Raw genomic sequence first — 15722 nt, 5'->3', positions numbered from 1 at the left:
GGGCCTCAGGAAAAAAAGCCGTGCAGGAACCAGCCGGCTTCCTGCGTTCCGCGCGGTTCGCGCAGCCGGTACAGCCAGTAGCGCGCCCCTTGCGGGTCCTGGGCGACGAAGTAGTCGCGTTTTTCATGGCCGTGGGGGCTCCACCAGCCGGTTTCCAGGCGTTCCGGGCCATGGACCAGGCGCAATGCCCGGCCCTCATGGACGGGCCGGTCACCTTCCATGGCCAGGGCGCGGGGGGTGGGCAGCAGCCAGAATGGGCGGGCCTGAGCGGCCAGGCGCGGCGCGGCGCTTCGGCACGCTTGCGCCGGCGCCGCAAGGCCGGGGCCGGGCCTAGCGGCGGCCTGGACGGATTGCCACAGATTGGCCTGCTCGGGCATGTAGTGGGCGCAGGGCGCCGGCTGCAGGACTCGGTCCGGCCCCAGGCGGGCTTGCAGGAGGTCCAGCAGCCGGCTTTCCTGGCGCTGCCATTGGCCGGGTTCCGGGAACAGCCCGGCGTTGGCGGGATTGCGGGGGCGGCTGCGCCCGGCGGCCAGTTCCATGGCAATGACGGGGGCGGGAAGCTGCAGGCCATGCAGTTGTTCGGCCAGCACCTGGGTGAAGTCCTCGGGCCGCCAGGCGTCTTCCGACAGGCGCAGCGCCATCCGGGAGGGTGGGCGCGCATGCCGGCCTTTTTCATGGTGCAGCAGCAGCGTGAGTTCGCCGCAGGCTTCCTGGCGGGACTGCAGCCAGCCGCAAAGCTGTTCGATCAGCCGTCTTGCAATGGCCAGGATGGCGTGGGTGTGCTCCAGCCGTTCGATGAGCTCATGGCGCCGGGCGAAGCGGGAAGGCGGCTGGAACCAGGTGAAGTGCTGTTCCGCAAGCCCATAGGCGAAATCCAGTTCTTGGACCACCTGGGGGCTGCTGCGCTGCTGCAGCCCCTTGCGCGGCAGGCGGCGCAACTGGCCCAGGCTGAGGCAGCCTATGCCTTCGAGCCAATCGCGGTAGGGCTGGGCGGACGGCAATGAAAATGCCGGCAGGGGATCCAGCCGCCATGGCAGTCGTCCGGCGCCGAGCAGGCGGACGGGCCTGGCCGTCCGGACGGCGAAGAGCCAGGCGGCCAGCGCGGTGGGCGCCATGCCCAGGCGGGCGTGGCAGATGCCCAGTTTGCGCAGGCTGCCGCGGATCAGGCGGCACAGATTGGGCGCCCCGTTGAAAAGGCTCAGGCTGGCCTGGACTTCGAGCAGTATGGAATGCTCGCCGAAGCAGGCCACGTTCGGTGTGTATTGCAGCAGCGCCAGGGCGGCTTCAGGCGAAGTGGCGGCGGGCGGACAGGAAGGCAGGTAAAGGCTGATCCAGAGGGACATGATCGGAAGGAAGCGGAGGCGCGGGGAGCCGCGGACCGTACAGGGAAAGAGGGATGGGCCGGCTTGCCAGGGGCCCGCGGCGCTTGTGGATGTGGACTTCCAGGCCCTGCGGCAGCGGCTGCAGCAGCATGCGCAGGACGGCGGCGCTGGCTTGCTGCAAGGCGGCGGGCGGGCGCATCAGCACGAACAGCGTGTCGCTTTGCTGGGCGGCCAGGTGCAGGCGCCGCAGCGCGGCGGCGCGCGGCGCGGCCGCCCAGCACAACAGGGCGCCGCAGGCATTGTGCCGGAGTATGGTTTCGGCGGCCCAGAGCGTGTCGGACGGGGTTTTGGGCGCAAGCCACAGCAGCCGCCGGTTTTCCAGGCGCCAGTTGACCCAGCAATGGAATTGCGGCGTATAGGGAGGACACAGGAGAATGACGCTGCGGCCGGGCTCCAGACCGGCAAGGGCGGGCTGCAGCAGGAAGAGTTCGCCGATGCCGGTTTGCCGGGGCATGAGTTCGATGAGGGCGCCCATGGGCCAGCCATGGCCGGGCAGCTCGGCGTCCAGCGGGGGAAAGCCGGTGGAAAGCGTGGGCCGGCCGGCTTGCGCCAGCTGCGTCCCCCGCCAGAGCGCCGGGTGGATGCCTGCCGGATTCTGCACGGAACGAGGAGGGATCAGGGAAGTCATTCAGGCTTGGGCACACCGATATGAATACTGTTCAAATATACAGTATTTTACGGTGGCGGCGCTTGCCGTCCATGCACTGTCGTACAATTTTCAGATTACCGACGTCCAGTCGAACTGGCGCAGGAGTCGTTTTATGGCCATCAACAAACCCCGAAGCCCCGATCCGCTCATCTTCGTTCCCAGGCAGGGCAAGCCGCAGCTGCTGTTCGTCTTGCTGCATGGCGAATCGGCTTCTCCGGAGCAGCTGTTTCCGCTTGCCGACGCCATCAAGCAGGCGTTCCCCGCCTCCATGGTGGTGCTTCCCTATGCTTTTGAAAACATCGAGGCGGGCGACGGAAAACAAGGCATCGCCGGCTACCACTGGATCGACCCCATCGGCTTGCAGGAAAGCAACTATGCCGGCCGCGTCGCACAGAGCCTGCCCTTGCTGATCCGGCAGATCCGGGAAATCCAGGCGCGGTTCGGGTTGACGGGCCAGCAGACGGCCCTGGCGGGGTTTTCGCAAGGCGCTTCCATGGCGCTGGAGGCCAGCCAGGCCGAGCACGATCTGGCCGGCCGCGTGCTGGCTTTTTCCGGGCTGTATGCCAAGCCGCCGGTGTCGGTTTCGCCCGCCACGGTGCTGCACTTCTTCCATGGCGCCAACGACCAGCAAGTGTCCGTCGATCAGGTCGAGTCCACCTTGGTGAGGCTGGGCGAACTACAAGGCGACGCCACCCTCGACGTCGCTTCGCGCATCGGCCACGAGCTGCACGATGCGCTGATCAAGCAGGCGATCGTGCGCCTGCAGACCTGTGTGCCTTTGCGCAGCTGGGAAGACGCCATGAATGCGCTCCATCAGCATTCATCCGGCCGGGGCGGCAACACCTTGCATTGAGGTCTACGGGGCCGTCCGCGCAAGCTGGAACGGCCAATCGTGGCGCTGGACGGGAATCCCGGCCGCGTCATAGCTCTGTTCGCTGAACAGGGCGCGGCCGTCGGCATGGACGGCCACGATGGTGGAGCAGCGCGTCCCGTACTCGGGGCTGATGATGAAAGCGCTGCTGAGCAGGCGCTCGCGTTCGACCGGCAGGCCGGTATCGGGCAGGTCCCCGTCGTCGGCGATGCTCGTGTCTTTCAGTATCTCGAAAATCGGCGTCAGCGATGTGTCCAGCTGCGCCATGGGCAGCGTGTCCAGTGCATGGCGCAGGCGCCGCGCCTTGGGCCAGGGCGTATCGAGCAAGTGGTTCGAGAGCACGTAGCGGCCCGGCTCCAGCCTGGCCGCGGAAGCCGATCCCCGATTGCTCAGGTACCAGGCGCCGGCCGGATCGCCCACGATGAGGTTGAAGCCGTTATAGGCGGGCGCTTCGCTTTCCAGCCCGCGCGCGTAATCCCCGGGCGCCGCCACGCCCGTCAGGAAACGCCGGACCAGATCGCCGCGCGACGGCGCGCCGGGCATGAAGGATGCCGGGTCGCGGTAATTGGTGACCAGCGCGAACCGGCCGTCGCGCCTGAGGCCCAGCCAGCTGCCCTGGGCCTGGAGGTCCAGGCCCGCGATGATGTCCGGATGATCGGGCCAAGGGGCGGCCGGCCTGCTTGGACGAGCGTGGAATTCGTCCCGGTTGGCCGCGATGAAGAGCGGCCATTCAGGGTGCGCGGCAATGGCCAGGTAAGCAATGCACATCTTGCCGCGATCAGAGCATGGCCAGCTTGCTTTCGTTTTCCACCAGATTGCGGATGCGGACGGCGTCGCCGATGCGGGAATAGCGCCCCGAGGAGTTCAAGAGCACGATGGCGACGTCGCGGTTGTCGATCCGGGTCAGCATGACCAGGCATTCGCCCGCTTCATTGATGAAGCCCGTCTTGGAGACGGTGATGTCCCAGTCGGCATTGCGGACCAGGCGATTGGTGTTGTTGTACACCAGCTGGCGGCCGCGCCCGACGGTGACTTCGTATTTGTCGTCAGTGGTGTAGCGGTGTATGAGCGGCTGCTTGCTGGTCGCGCGCAGGAGCTTGACCAGGTCCTTGGGCGTGGAAACGTTGTCGCTGGACAGGCCCGTGGGCTCGACGAAGTGCGTATTGCGCATGCCCAGCGCGCGGGCCTTGTCGTTCATGGCGCGAACGAAGGCCGCCATGCCGCCCGGATAGTAGCGGCCCAGGGCATGGGCCGCCCGGTTTTCGGAAGACATCAGGGCCAGGTGCAGCATGTCGGCCCGGCTGAGCCGGGTTCCCACGGCGAGCCGGGACCGGGAATGCTTCAGGCGATCGATGTCGGCTTCGGAAATTTGCAGCATTTCGTCCATCGGCAGACCGGCCTCGGCCACGACCAGCGCGGTCATCAGCTTGGAAATCGATGCGATGGGGCGGACCTCGCCGCCGTTCTTGTCGTACAGGACCGTGGCGCTTTCCAGGTCCTGGACCAGCACCGCCTCGGAGCGCAGCTTGGCCAGGTTGCCGGGCAGGGGGTCGACGGCGGTTTCGCCCCGGCCGCCGGGCGCGCTCAGCGCGTCGCCGTGGGACGAGTTGCCGTAGGACACGGGCTGCAGATTCTGCGCGGTGACGAGCCGCGTGCGATAGACGGTCTTGCCCGGCGTTGCATGGGCATGGCCGGCGTCGAGGGCGGCGAAGCCGTTGAAGGCGATGGTTTGGGGCTGGGCGGCTGTTTGCGCGATGGCGGGCAGCGTGTTCAAGCCGAATGCGGCGGCCACGGCAATGAAGGCCGGCCGGAAAACGCGATGCAGTAGCGATTTTCGGATGAGAGGCATGGCGGATACATGGGCTTATGATCGGATTGAGCTCGATGGTAGCAGAAAAATCGCAGGCATATTAGTAAGTTACATCATTTTTTTAATAATTTTCTTAGCTCCGCGAGGCGTTCCTGTATGCCTGTACAGCGCTTGTTGCATCGTTCGGCGCTCGATTCGGAAATCGTGGGCGCCCCGGGGGGGGCCGGCCGGGCGCCCCAGTCGTCACGGGGCCAGGCCGCGTACCCGGTCGGTTCCCGCCACGGCCCATTTGCCCGGCCGCCGGGCCCGCAGCAGCAGGAAGCCGACGATGCTGACGTTCAGCAGGTTCCAGGCGATGCCGTTCATGAACGCCGCCCGGTAGGAGCCGGTGAGGTCGAAGATGGCGCCGGACATCCACCCGCCCAGCGCCATGCCGAGCAGCGTGGCGGTGAGGATGACGCCGACGCGCGAGCCGGCTTCGCGGGGCGCGAAGTATTCGCGCACCACCAGCGCATAGGCCGGGACGATGCCGCCCTGGAACAGGCCGAAGAGCGCCGACACCACGTACAGGGAGACGAGGCCGTTGCTGGGCAGGAAAAGCAGCAGGGCGATGCCTTGCAGCACCGAGCCCAGCAGCAGCGTGCGCAAGCCGCCGATGCGGTCGGATATCCAGCCCGAGACCAGGCGGCTGACGATGCCCAGGCCCAGCATGATGGCGAGCATTTCTGCCCCGCGCGCGGCGCCGAAGCCGAGATCGCCGCAATAGGCGACGATGTGGACCTGGGGCATGGCCATCGCCACGCAGCAGGCCACGCCCGCGGTGGCGAGCAGGGCCTGCAGGGTGGCCGGCGACAGGCCCAGGGGCTGGGCCGGATCGGACCGGGACGCTTCGATCATGAAGGGCGCCCGCATGCGTTTTTGCGTGACGGGCGGCATGCCGGCGGGCTGGGCCGGCGGGCGCCGCCTGTAGGTGAGCGCCAGCGGCAGCATGGTCAGCAGGCAGAAGACGCCGATGCCGATATAGGTGGGGCGCCAGCCCGCGGTGTCGATGAAATGCTGCATGATGGGGGGCCAGAACGCGCCCGCCACATAGTTTCCGCTCATGCAGACGGCCAGGGCGATGCCGCGCCGGCGCGTGAACCACTGCGAGGTATCGGCCACCAGCGGCGTCATGGTGGAGGCCGACCCCAGCATGCCTATGAGCAGGAATTGGGCCAGGCTGTATTGCCACAGGCTCTGCGCCGAACCCGCCCAGACAAAGCCCGCGCTGATGCCCAGCGTGCCCAGGACCAGGGTGACCAGCACGCCGAACCGGTCGGAAAGCCGGCCCATCAGCATGCTGCCCAGGCCGAAGCCGATCATGGTCAAGGTGTAGGGCAGGGAGGCTTCGGAGCGGCTGATGGCGAATTCGGCCTGGATCTGCGGCAGCACGACGGTGACCGAATACATGCCGGAACCGCCTATGGTCATCAGCAATAGCGAGACGACCAGCCGTGCCCAGGCATAAGGGGATTCGATGCCGTCGGAGGCGGCGGGGGCTGTGGTGGTGCTGCTGCGGGTCATGTCTCTGGGGGCTTCACGTATTGTTTTCTTGACGGCGCGCCATGTCCGTGGCGGCAGGCCCTCAAGTATAGTGCTGCTTCGGGTTTTTTTATATCGGAGCATGAATATGGCGGACCCTTCCGTGGTCGAGAAACTCATAAGGCGATACGGGCTCCTGCCGCATCCCGAGGGCGGTTTCTATGCGGAGACCTACAGAAGCCCGCAGCGGGTCCTGCGCTCGGCCGGCGGCGCCGGCCGTTCGGCGTGCACGGCGATCTATTATCTGCTGGACCGCCAGGCTCATTCCGCATGGCATCGGATCGCTTCCGACGAGATGTGGCACTTCTACCTGGGCTCTCCGCTGGACATCCACATATTGGGGGACCATGGCGCGGTGGAAACTCGGCGACTGGGCAATCCGCTGGAACACGAGGCCGCGTCTTTCCAGGTGCTGGTGCCGGCCGGGTGCTGGTTCGGGGCCGAACTCGCCGAAGCGGGCGGCTATGCCCTGGCCGGATGCACCGTGGCGCCGGGCTTCGAATTCAGCGAGTTCGAACTTGCCGAACCGGACGCCCTGCTGCGCGCCTACCCTGGGCACGAGGCCTTGATCCGGCGGCTGGCGCGCGCGCGGTAAGGCGCGCGCCGCTACAATGAGAGCAATGAATACGCTCGCTCATTTCACGGCCGCCGACGCGCGGCCGGACCAGAGCCCGGCGGCGTCCTCGGCGTCTCCGGTCTCGGCGGAACTGGTCGCCGTTCTGGTCGCGGTCACCGACGCCCAGCCCCGGGTCCTGACCCGGGAGCGCACCCATGCCTTGCCGGCGGGCCCCTTCGAATCCTCGCACCGGTCGCTGCAGGCCGGGCTGCGCGCCTGGGTCGAAGCCCAGACGCACCACCCCCTCGGATATGTCGAGCAGCTCTATACGTTCGCCGACCGGGACCGCGCGAACACCCAGGGCCAGCGCATCATCTCGGTAAGCTATCTCGGCCTGACGCGCGAGTCGGGCGACCTGGGCGTAGAGTCCGTCGGCTGGCAGGACTGGTATCGCTATTTTCCCTGGGAAGACTGGCGCGACGGCTGCCCCGGCATGATACGCGAGCGGATCCTGCCCGCGCTGCAGGAATGGGCCGCGGGCGCCGACGGCGCCGCGGGGCAGCGGGAACGGCGGCGGCGCATCGGCTATACCTTCGGCACCGACATGGATTCCTGGAACGAGGAAATGGCGCTGCAGCGCTACGAGCTGTTGTTCGAGGCCGGCCTCGTGCCGGAAGCGGCGGAGCGCGAGGGCGCGCAGGCCGACCGCATGCTGCCCGGCGATCCCATGCATCACGACCATCGCCGCATTCTCGCCACCGCGATGGCGCGCCTGAGAGCCAAGATACGATACCGCCCGGTGGTGTTCGAGCTCATGCCCCGCGACTTCACTCTGCTGCAACTGCAGCAGGCGTTCGAGGCGCTGGCGGGGCGCAGGCTGCACAAGCAGAATTTCAGGCGCTTCATCGAGCAGCAGTCCTTGGTCGAAGACACCGGGCGCATGGCGCGCGGAACCGCGGGCCGGCCGGCAAAGCTGTTCCGCTTCCGGCGGGACGTCATGCTGGAGCGCGCCATCGCCGGCAGCAAGCTGCCGCTGGCGCGCTGAGCGGCATGGCCCGGCGCGGCGGGCGCGTCGAACCGGCAGCCCTTGACGAATAATTATGCTCACTGTTAGCATAACTGGGTGCGCTGAAAACCGGCTTGCGGCAGCGGCGCTTTCGCGGCGGAACATGGGCTCCGCATTGTTTTTTATTCACTCCATTAATACTCATAATGAGCATAATTACGACTCCTGAACCATCGGCTTCCTTCGACGACCAGAGGAGGGTTCCGCCTTTGCCCGCCATCATGCTGGAGCCTGTGCTGCGCAGCGCGCTGCTGGAAGACCTGGGGCGCGCGGGCGATCTGACGTCCGACGCCATCGTGCCGGACGGCGCCCGCAGCGCGATGCGCCTGGTGGCGCGACAAGCCGGCGTGCTGGCCGGCCTGGACCTCGCCTGCATGGCGTTCCGGATGATGGATCCCGGCGTGGGCATCGAGCCGCGCCTGCGCGACGGGCAGCGCCTCGAGCCCGGCCAGGAGATCGCCCGCATCGAAGGGCTGGCGCGGCCGATGCTCGGCGCCGAGCGCACCGCCTTGAATTTCCTGTGCCACCTCAGCGGAGTGGCGAGCGCGACGGCCTCCATTGCCGACGCCATCCGGCCTTACGGCACGCGCGTCACCTGCACGCGCAAGACGGTGCCGGGCCTGCGCGCGATACAGAAATACGCCGTCCGCGTCGGGGGCGGAAGCAATCACCGCTTCGGCCTCGACGACGCCGTCCTCATCAAGGACAACCATGTCGCCGTCGCGGGCGGAATCGGCGTGGCCGTCGCCCGCGCCCGCGCCGCCGTGGGCCACATGGTTCGCATCGAGCTGGAGGTGGACACGCTGGACCAGCTCGTCGAAGGGCTGGAGGCGGGGGTGGACGCCGTGCTGCTGGACAACATGCCGCTGGAAACCCTGGCGGCGGCCGTGCGCATGGTGGACGGCCGGGCCATCACCGAGGCGTCCGGGCGGATCACGCCGGACAGCGCGCCCGACGTGGCGCGCACGGGCGTGGACTTGATCGCGGTCGGCTGGCTGACGCACAGCGCGCCGGTTCTGGACATAGGGCTGGATTCATGATGATGCGCCAAGCGACGCGCGTGCTCGCGCTCTGCGCCGGCTTGCTGGCCGCGGCGGCGCCGGCGGCAAAGACGCCGGCCCATGCGCCCGTGCCCGAGGAGTCCGCGCTTTCCTATCCCTCGCGTCCCATCACCCTGGTGGTCACCTTTCCGCCGGGAGGCGGGACGGACCTGCTGGCGCGCCGCCTGGGCTCCTGGCTGGAGCGGGATCTCGGGCAGCCGGTGGTCATCGAAAACCGGGCCGGGGCGAGCGGCAATATCGGCGCCCAGGCGGTGGCGCGCGCGCCGGCCGACGGCTACACGCTATTGATGGTCAACAGCAGCTATGCCGTCAACCCGGGCGTGTTCCGCGATCTCGGCTTTTCGCCCGAACGCGACCTCAAGGGCGTGGTCAACATCGGCTTCGTGCCGTCGGTGCTGGTGACGTCGGCGCGCTCCTCCTGGAGCAGTTTGCAACAGGTGCTGGACGGCGATGCGCAAAGCGACAAAGGCGTGGCCTATGCGTCCTGCGGCAATGGCACGCCCCAGCATCTGGCCGGCGAGATGCTGGGCCGGCGCGCGGGCGGCAAATGGCTGCACGTGCCTTATCGCGGCTGCGGGCCCGCGCTGACGGACGTGCTGGCGGGCAACGTGCCTTTGGGGATGGTGACGGCATCGTCGGCGATGCCTTTCATCCAGGCGGGCAGCCTGCGGGCGCTGGCGGTGACGGCGCCCAGGCGCTCCGCGTTCCTGCCGGAAGTGCCGACGGTGGCGGAGCAGGGCTTTCCGGGCTACGAGCTGGATCAATGGCACGGCATCCTGGCGCCCGCCTCGACGCCGCCGGCGGTCGTGGACAAGCTTTCGGCCGCCGTGAACGCGGTGCTTGGGCGGCAGGAGGTGATGAACGATCTGCGCGCGCTGGGCTATAGCGTGGCGGGTGGCGATCCGGATGCGTTCCAGGACCTGATCTTGCGCGATATCGCGCGGTTTGCGGAACTGACGGGGCAGATAGGGTTGCGAATCGACTAGGGGCGATGCTGCGGCGATCCGCGCAAAATCCAGCGCGGACGACGCATATTTTGACCGGGCGCCGCTTTTTTCCGTGCTATCGTCATCCTCTTCGCTACTTATTTAGATACATTCATGCAACCCGTCCTGCCCGCTTATCTGCTCGCCCGCTGGCTGCTAGTACTGGTCGTTCTGGTGGGGTTGTATTTTCTGAGCGGCTTCCTGGTTCCCGTCCTGGCGGCCCTGATCATCTGCCTGGCAAGCTGGCCGCTGTATCAGCGGCTGCTGCGGCGCTGCGGCGGGCGCAGCGCCGTGGCGGCGTCGATCGCGCTGGTGATGGTCATACTCGTGCTCATCGTGCCCTTGTCCATGGCGCTGACCTACGCCATCAAGGAAGCCAACAGCTTCATTGCCTGGGCCCTGGCGGCCAACCGCAACGGCATGCCGACGCCCGCATGGATCGTCGCCTTGCCCGTGGTCGGGCCGCACCTGGCCGAATACTGGGTCCAGTACCTGGGCGAGCCCCACGCCCTGGGCGCGCTGGTCGAACTGGTCAGCGGCGAGCACCTGGGCAATATCTACCGCATGCTGCTTTCCGCGACGGGAGACATCTTCCAGCTGCTGCTGACCGTCATCTTCATGCTGATCACTCTGTTCTTCATCTACAAAGACGGCTTGCGCATCGTCGGCCAGCTCGACATCATCGGCGAGCGCATCCTGCCGGGGCGCTGGCAGCGCTTTTCGCGCGTGGTGCCGGCGACCATCAATTCCACGGTCACGGGCATGGGCCTGATCGCCCTGGGGGAAGGCCTGGTGCTGGGCGTCGCCTACTGGATCGCCGGCGTACCGTCGCCGGTGCTGCTGGGCGTCATCACCGGCTTCATGGCGCTGATCCCGGGCGGCGCGCCCGTCTCGTTCACGCTGGTCTCGCTATACCTGGTGGGTTCGGGCAACGCCATGGCGGGGCTGGGGCTGTTCCTGTGGGGCACCATAGAGCTCTTCATCGTCGACAAGACCTTGCGCCCGCATCTCGTGGGCGGGCCGGTCAAACTGCCTTTCCTGCCCACGTTCTTCGGGCTGGTCGGGGGGGTCAAGACCATGGGGATAGTGGGGCTGTTCATCGGCCCGGTGCTCATGGCTCTGCTCGTGGCCATCTGGCGCGAATGGCTGCACGTCGAAGAGCTGCGGGCTCATGACGAGATGATCGCCGCCAAGGAAGAGGCGGCCACGCCCCTGCGCGCGCCCGAGTCCGTCAGGCATGGGATCAGGCACCACGGCGGGGCCTGATCCGTCTATTGCGGTTTCGTGCTGGGTGCAGACCTAGGTATGCGGTTTTGCAGGATGCCCGGCGTCAAGACAGGGCTTCGATGACGGCCTGCGGTCACTCGATGTTCTGCGCCTGCTCACGCAGCTGTTCGATCAGCAGCTTGAGGTCGATGGCCGCGCGCGTGACGTTCAGCGCGCCGGCCTTGGAGCCCAGCGTATTGGCCTCGCGGTTCATTTCCTGGCACAGGAAATCCAGGCGCTTGCCCACGCTCCCGGCGCTGGATTTCTTGGACGGCTGCGTTCCGGCCTGGCCGTCGCCCAGCAGATGCCGCAGCTCGTCGATGTGCGAACGCAGGCGCGACAGTTCTTCGGCGACGTCGATGCGCAAGCCGAACAGGGAGGCCTCCTGGGCGATGCGCGCGGACAGCTCGGCGCCGCTGATGTGGGCATAGCCGTCGGGGCTGACGGCTTGCAGCGCGTCGCGCAGCTTCTGCGTGACCCGTTCCTGGTGTTCCGCCAGGATGGCGGGCAGCTCATGCTCCACCCGGTCGACGATTGCCGACATGTCGCGTGAACAAGCCAGCATCATTTCCGCCAGGCGCGCGCCTTCCCGTTCGCGGGCGGCCTGGAGTTCGGCCAGGGCCTGGCGGGCGGCGTCCACGCACATCGCCGTCCATGCCTCGGCGTCGAGGGCGGCGCCGTCGTCGGAGCCCGAGGAGCCGTTCAGCAATTCAATCAGGGTGGGCGCCGGCACGTCCGGAATGGCCAGCCGGGCCTGCCGCAATTGCTCGCTCATGATGTCGAGCCGTTCGGGATCCAGCGTCTTGGCCAGAGGTTTTTCGCTGCGGGAATAATTGATCCGGATGTCGACCTTGCCCCGCTTCACGATCCGGCCCAGCTCTTCGCGCACGGCGCCTTCGGCCATGCGCAGGTCTTCGGGCAGCCTGAAATTGATGTCCAGGAAGCGGCTGTTGACCGTGCGGAATTCAATGGTGAGGCTGCCCAGTTCGGTTTCCGAACGGGCATTGCCGAAGGCGGTCATGCTGCGGATCATGGCGTGTCCTGTGGGATCGTCGAAAAAGGCTATTGTAAGTGCAGGGCGTCTTGCGGGGCGGTGCCCGGCGCGGCGGCTGTGAGAAAATGCGGCTATCGTCTTCATCCATCAGGAGGCCCACGTGCCGGAATCTTTGCCACCCACATCCACCTCGGTCCGCCCCTCCGGGCGGCAGCCGGACGAATTGCGGCGCTTTTCGATGCAGCTCGGCTATACGCGCCATGCCGAAGGCTCCGTCCTGGTCCAGGCGGGCGACACGCACGTCCTGTGCAATGCCAGCGTGCTGGACAAGGTGCCGCCTTTTCTGAAAGGGAAGGGGCAGGGCTGGGTGACGGCGGAATACGGCATGCTGCCGCGTTCGACGCATACGCGGTCCGACCGCGAGGCGGCGCGCGGCAAGCAGAGCGGCCGCACCCAGGAAATCCAGCGCCTGATCGGCCGCAGCCTGCGCGCCGTGTTCGACTTGACCGCGCTGGGCGAGCGCACGCTGCATCTGGATTGCGATGTGCTGCAGGCCGATGGCGGCACGCGATGCGCAAGCATCACCGGCGCCTGGGTGGCGGCGGCGCTGGCGGTGCGGGGGCTCTTGAACGGCGGGGTGCTGCTGTCGAATCCTCTGCTGGATCACGTCGCTGCGGTGTCGGTCGGTTTCGTGAACGGCGAACCCGTCCTGGATCTGGATTACATCGAGGACTCAGGCTGCGACGCGGACATGAACGTGGTGATGACGGGCGCGGGGCATTACGTGGAAGTCCAGGGGACGGCTGAGGGCCGGGCGTTCAGCAGGCAGGCGCTGGACGGCTTGTTGGACCTGGCGGAGACCGGCGTCCGGAGCCTGGTTGCGATTCAGAAGAGCGTCTTGGGGACGGATGCCTGCGGTGCTTCTTGAATCACGCCCCAAGCCGCTTTGGACTCACCCCAAAACCCCCACCCCCACAACAAACGCACCAACCAGCTCCACCTCGCCCAGCCCCCAAACCCGCCCGATGAGCGCCTCGGCCTCTTCGGGGGTCGCCGCATTCCGGTAGGTGGCGAGGCGGCGGGTCTTGTCTTCCAGCTCCGCGCGGCTCAGCGTATTGCCCGGATCGCCCTTGGGCTCGTCGACCCGCGACTCCAGGACCCGGCCGTCGGTGGTCGTCACGCGCACCTTCCCTATCCATTTTTCCGGATACGCCCGATCGACCTCCGGGTCCAGCGCCATCGTCACCTTCTTGCGGAAAGCCGCGATGGCCGGATCGTTCAGCGCGGCATCGAATTCAGGCAGGCCCGCGCGGCCATGCCGCGCGATCAGGCCCAGCACCGTTCCCATGGAAAACTTCGATTGATGCACCGTCGCGGGATCGACCACCGGCCCGAGGACGTCGATGGCGCCTTGGTGAACCAGCGCCTCCACCCGCGCGATGTCGTCGAGGGACAGCGCATGAGCCTGGATCAGCGCCAGCAAGGCGTCGGCCGCCGGGTGGGTGTGGCGGCAGGAGGCGTGGTACTTGAACGAAGTTTCCAGCACCGTCCAGCGGCTGCCCAGACCCTGCGCGAGGCGCGCCGGGTCGGCGTCGCGGGACATGCCCGCCCCCATGCCCTGGGCGCCTTCCAGGATGCGGCGCGCGCCCGTGAAGCCGTCGTTGGCCAGATAGGCGGCCATGATGCCGTTGGCCGCCGCATGGGACGTATGCAGCTGCTTGGAGTCGGCCGCGTCTTTCAGGAATTCCCACAAGCCGGCGGCCTGCGTGCCGGCCGAGCCGAAGGCATTGAGCATCTGCTCGGGGTTCAGGTTCAGCAGCCGCCCCACGGCCGCCGCGGCGGCCAGGGCGCCGGCGGTGCCGGTGGTGTGGAAGATCTTGTAGTGCGAGCGCCCCAGGAATTCCCCCACGCGTATGCCGGTTTCGTATCCCGCCACGCAGGCGGTCAGCAATTCCTTGCCCGACCGGCCCAGCGCCTGGGCCACCGCGATGGCGGGCGGGAACACGACCGCCCCCGGGTGGAAGACCGATCCGTTGTGCACGTCGTCCTGTTCGACCATGTGGGCCGCGGCGGCATTCGCCATGGCCGCGAACAGCGGGCTGCTGCTGCGGCGGGTGACCATGTTCTCGGACGGCCCGCTGGTGGGGCCCATGGCGTCGGCGAAGCGGGCGACGCTGAGGACGGGGCGGGCGCTGGAGCCGGCCAGGACGGAAGCCAGGCAGTCCAGCATGAGGTCCTCGGCCCGGCGCAGCACCGGCGAGGGGATGTCTTCGTATTTCAGTTCGGCCGCGAATTCGGCGAGCCTGGCGCTGGGATGGTTCATGGACGGCCTCAGAAGGAACGGGGTAGCCCCAGGACGTGTTCAGCCACGTAGGACAGGATTAGATTAGTCGATATGGGCGCGACCTGGTAGAGACGGGTTTCGCGGAATTTCCTTTCGACGTCGTATTCGTTGGCGAAGCCGAAGCCGCCGTGGAATTGCAGGCAGGCGTTGGCGGCCTCCCAGGAGGCGTCGGCGGCCAGCAGCTTGGCCATGTTGGCCTGGGCGCCGCAGGGCTGCCTGGCGTCGAACAGCCGGGCGGCCTCGAAGCGCATGAGACTGGCGGCTTCTATGTTGATGTGCGCCCGGGCGATCGGGAACTGCACGCCCTGGTTCTGCCCGATGGGGCGGCCGAACACGATTCTTTCCTTGGCGTAGGCGGTGACCTTGTCGATGAACCAGCGGCCGTCGCCTATGCATTCCGCCGCGATAAGGGTGCGCTCGGCGTTCAGGCCGTCGAGTATGTACTTGAAGCCCTTGCCTTCCTCGCCGATGAGGTTCTCGGCGGGGATTTCGAGATTGTCGAAGAACAGCTCGTTCGTTTCGTGGTTCACCATGTTGGGGATGGGGCGCACCTGCATGCCGTGGCCGATCGCCTGGTGCAGGTCGACGAGGAAGATGGACATGCCTTCGGACTTCTTCTTGACCTGTTCCAGCGGGGTGGTGCGGGCCAGCAGTATCATCAGGTCGGAGTGCTGGATGCGCGAGATCCATACTTTCTGCCCGTTGACCACGTAGCGGTCGCCTTTTTTCACGGCGGTGGTCTTGATGCGCGTCGTGTCCGTGCCCGTCGTGGGCTCGGTCACGCCCATGGACTGCAGGCGCAGTTCGCCGCTGGCGATGCGCGGCAGGTATTGCCGCTTCTGCGCGTCGGAACCATGCCGCAGCAGGGTGCCCATGTTGTACATCTGCCCGTGGCAGACGCCGGAATTTCCGCCGTTGCGGTTGATTTCCTCCATGATCACCGACGCCTCGGTCAGGCTGAGGCCCGAGCCGCCGTACTCTTCGGGGATCAGCGCGGCAAGCCAGCCCGCCTCGGTCAGCGTCTGGACGAAGGCTTCGGGGTAGCCGCGCTCTTCGTCTATCTTGCGGAAGTACTCCGGCGGAAACTGCGAACACAGATCGCGGATGGCGTCGCGGATGTCCTGGAAGTCGTTTGCTTGCGGTGTCATGGGTTCCT

Annotated in this window: 15 protein-coding genes; 7 read left to right on the top strand and 8 right to left on the bottom strand. The window is 67.1% G+C overall.

The features are described from left to right. Positions 1 to 5: 5 nt before the first annotated feature. Together H0A72_RS18830 and imuA are read right to left on the bottom strand one after the other, a co-directional pair. Positions 6 to 1343 (bottom strand): Y-family DNA polymerase, encoded by a 1338-nt coding sequence (locus tag H0A72_RS18830; protein ID WP_180158044.1) that lies wholly within the window; start codon positions 1341 to 1343, stop codon positions 6 to 8. Next, positions 1285 to 1983, bottom strand: coding sequence for a translesion DNA synthesis-associated protein ImuA (imuA, locus tag H0A72_RS18825; protein WP_180158117.1), 699 nt, complete (start codon positions 1981 to 1983; stop codon positions 1285 to 1287). Before imuA ends, H0A72_RS18830 begins: the two co-directional genes overlap by 59 nt. A gap of 160 nt (positions 1984 to 2143) precedes the next feature. Here imuA and ypfH point away from each other — a divergent pair, with 160 nt between their 5' ends. Then, complete coding sequence (gene ypfH / locus H0A72_RS18820; RefSeq protein WP_180158043.1) at positions 2144 to 2884, top strand: esterase; 741 nt, start codon at positions 2144 to 2146, stop codon at positions 2882 to 2884. A 3-nt stretch (positions 2885 to 2887) separates the two neighbouring features. Here ypfH and H0A72_RS18815 read toward each other — a convergent pair whose 3' ends face one another. The 3 genes from H0A72_RS18815 to H0A72_RS18805 all read right to left on the bottom strand — a co-directional run bounded on the left by H0A72_RS18815 (position 2888) and on the right by H0A72_RS18805 (position 6275). Beyond that, on the bottom strand, positions 2888 to 3670 hold the full coding sequence (locus H0A72_RS18815; protein ID WP_180158042.1) for an NRDE family protein: 783 nt from the start codon (positions 3668 to 3670) through the stop codon (positions 2888 to 2890). A gap of 10 nt (positions 3671 to 3680) precedes the next feature. Next, complete coding sequence (pbpG, locus tag H0A72_RS18810) at positions 3681 to 4751, bottom strand: D-alanyl-D-alanine endopeptidase (RefSeq protein ID WP_180158041.1); 1071 nt, start codon at positions 4749 to 4751, stop codon at positions 3681 to 3683. A 204-nt stretch (positions 4752 to 4955) separates the two neighbouring features. Beyond that, complete coding sequence (locus tag H0A72_RS18805; RefSeq protein ID WP_180158040.1) at positions 4956 to 6275, bottom strand: MFS transporter; 1320 nt, start codon at positions 6273 to 6275, stop codon at positions 4956 to 4958. Positions 6276 to 6381: 106 nt separating this feature from the next. Between H0A72_RS18805 and H0A72_RS18800 the strand changes: the two genes are divergently transcribed. From H0A72_RS18800 to H0A72_RS18780, 5 genes are all read left to right on the top strand, one after another. Then, entirely contained in the window at positions 6382 to 6888 is a 507-nt protein-coding gene (locus H0A72_RS18800) for a cupin domain-containing protein (protein ID WP_180158039.1), read from the top strand. A 25-nt stretch (positions 6889 to 6913) separates the two neighbouring features. Continuing rightward, a complete protein-coding gene (locus H0A72_RS18795; RefSeq protein WP_221305980.1) occupies positions 6914 to 7894 on the top strand; it encodes an NUDIX hydrolase in 981 nt (326 codons plus the stop codon). Positions 7895 to 8061: 167 nt separating this feature from the next. After that, the gene (gene nadC / locus H0A72_RS18790) at positions 8062 to 8955 is read left to right on the top strand and encodes a carboxylating nicotinate-nucleotide diphosphorylase (RefSeq protein ID WP_180158038.1); all 894 of its coding nucleotides are present in this window, start codon (positions 8062 to 8064) and stop codon (positions 8953 to 8955) included. A gap of 2 nt (positions 8956 to 8957) precedes the next feature. After that, positions 8958 to 9962, top strand: a complete 1005-nt coding sequence (locus H0A72_RS18785; protein ID WP_180158115.1) for a tripartite tricarboxylate transporter substrate binding protein — start codon at positions 8958 to 8960, stop codon at positions 9960 to 9962. A 114-nt stretch (positions 9963 to 10076) separates the two neighbouring features. After that, the gene (locus H0A72_RS18780) at positions 10077 to 11228 is read left to right on the top strand and encodes an AI-2E family transporter (RefSeq protein WP_180158037.1); all 1152 of its coding nucleotides are present in this window, start codon (positions 10077 to 10079) and stop codon (positions 11226 to 11228) included. Between the two features lie 94 nt (positions 11229 to 11322). Here H0A72_RS18780 and H0A72_RS18775 read toward each other — a convergent pair whose 3' ends face one another. Then, a complete protein-coding gene (locus H0A72_RS18775) occupies positions 11323 to 12261 on the bottom strand; it encodes a YicC/YloC family endoribonuclease (protein WP_180158036.1) in 939 nt (312 codons plus the stop codon). A 133-nt stretch (positions 12262 to 12394) separates the two neighbouring features. Here H0A72_RS18775 and rph point away from each other — a divergent pair, with 133 nt between their 5' ends. Beyond that, positions 12395 to 13150 carry a ribonuclease PH gene (gene rph / locus H0A72_RS18770; protein WP_218953401.1) on the top strand — a complete coding sequence of 252 codons (756 nt, stop codon included), beginning with the start codon at positions 12395 to 12397 and terminating at the stop codon, positions 13148 to 13150. A 24-nt stretch (positions 13151 to 13174) separates the two neighbouring features. Here the strand turns inward: rph and H0A72_RS18765 are convergent, their stop codons facing one another. Next, on the bottom strand, positions 13175 to 14545 hold the full coding sequence (locus tag H0A72_RS18765) for an MmgE/PrpD family protein (protein ID WP_180158034.1): 1371 nt from the start codon (positions 14543 to 14545) through the stop codon (positions 13175 to 13177). A gap of 8 nt (positions 14546 to 14553) precedes the next feature. Continuing rightward, positions 14554 to 15714, bottom strand: a complete 1161-nt coding sequence (locus H0A72_RS18760; protein ID WP_180158033.1) for an acyl-CoA dehydrogenase family protein — start codon at positions 15712 to 15714, stop codon at positions 14554 to 14556. Positions 15715 to 15722: the final 8 nt, after the last annotated feature.

Source organism: Parapusillimonas granuli, assembly GCF_013416525.1.
Lineage (GTDB): Bacteria > Pseudomonadota > Gammaproteobacteria > Burkholderiales > Burkholderiaceae_B > Parapusillimonas > Parapusillimonas granuli.
The sequence above is the reverse complement of the archived record's forward strand: the minus strand, read 5'-3'. Positions and strand labels throughout refer to the sequence as shown.

Bases quoted from the DNA above. Each gene is read 5' to 3' on its own strand.
- H0A72_RS18830 (WP_180158044.1), bottom strand. From the start codon at position 1,343: ATGTCCCTCTGGATCAGCCTTTACCTGCCTTCCTGTCCGCCCGCCGCC.
- ypfH (WP_180158043.1), top strand. From the start codon at position 2,144: ATGGCCATCAACAAACCCCGAAGCCCCGATCCGCTCATCTTCGTTCCC.
- H0A72_RS18815 (WP_180158042.1), bottom strand. From the start codon at position 3,670: ATGTGCATTGCTTACCTGGCCATTGCCGCGCACCCTGAATGGCCGCTC.
- pbpG (WP_180158041.1), bottom strand. From the start codon at position 4,751: ATGCCTCTCATCCGAAAATCGCTACTGCATCGCGTTTTCCGGCCGGCC.
- H0A72_RS18805 (WP_180158040.1), bottom strand. From the start codon at position 6,275: ATGACCCGCAGCAGCACCACCACAGCCCCCGCCGCCTCCGACGGCATC.
- H0A72_RS18800 (WP_180158039.1), top strand. From the start codon at position 6,382: ATGGCGGACCCTTCCGTGGTCGAGAAACTCATAAGGCGATACGGGCTC.
- H0A72_RS18795 (WP_221305980.1), top strand. From the start codon at position 6,914: ATGAATACGCTCGCTCATTTCACGGCCGCCGACGCGCGGCCGGACCAG.
- nadC (WP_180158038.1), top strand. From the start codon at position 8,062: ATGAGCATAATTACGACTCCTGAACCATCGGCTTCCTTCGACGACCAG.
- H0A72_RS18785 (WP_180158115.1), top strand. From the start codon at position 8,958: ATGCGCCAAGCGACGCGCGTGCTCGCGCTCTGCGCCGGCTTGCTGGCC.
- H0A72_RS18780 (WP_180158037.1), top strand. From the start codon at position 10,077: ATGCAACCCGTCCTGCCCGCTTATCTGCTCGCCCGCTGGCTGCTAGTA.
- H0A72_RS18775 (WP_180158036.1), bottom strand. From the start codon at position 12,261: ATGATCCGCAGCATGACCGCCTTCGGCAATGCCCGTTCGGAAACCGAA.
- H0A72_RS18765 (WP_180158034.1), bottom strand. From the start codon at position 14,545: ATGAACCATCCCAGCGCCAGGCTCGCCGAATTCGCGGCCGAACTGAAA.
- H0A72_RS18760 (WP_180158033.1), bottom strand. From the start codon at position 15,714: ATGACACCGCAAGCAAACGACTTCCAGGACATCCGCGACGCCATCCGC.